Below are 258 nucleotides of genomic sequence, written 5' to 3'. Positions count from 1 at the left end.
CGATCAGATTGCGCGTAAACAACTTGGTGGCATATTCAAACTGCCCGTTCATTCCCTCATCCAGCAACGAAATGACCAAGGTAAGATCAAATTGGGAAACCGTATGAGTTTCCGGATAAGATTCGATCTTGATATCCCCGAAGCTTTGAACGTTATCTTCCTTGGTTTCCAGAGCAAACATGACATCGAATACAGGATTGCGGCTTTGATCTCGCGGCGCCTGCAGCTTTTTCACAAGCTCCTCGAACGGATAATCCT

At 46.1% G+C, this 258-nt stretch carries 1 protein-coding gene; it reads right to left on the bottom strand.

Annotated features, from left to right (window positions below; translation table 11 throughout):
• Positions 1-258, bottom strand: a 258-nt coding sequence (locus HFD78_RS29240) for a condensation domain-containing protein (protein ID WP_191968160.1), incomplete at both ends; no start/stop codon positions are given.

Origin of the sequence: Bacillus sp. EKM501B, from assembly GCF_011800505.1 — a bacterium.
Lineage (GTDB): Bacteria > Bacillota > Bacilli > Bacillales > Bacillaceae_G > Bacillus_A > Bacillus_A cereus.
The sequence above is the reverse complement of the archived record's forward strand: the minus strand, read 5'-3'. Positions and strand labels throughout refer to the sequence as shown.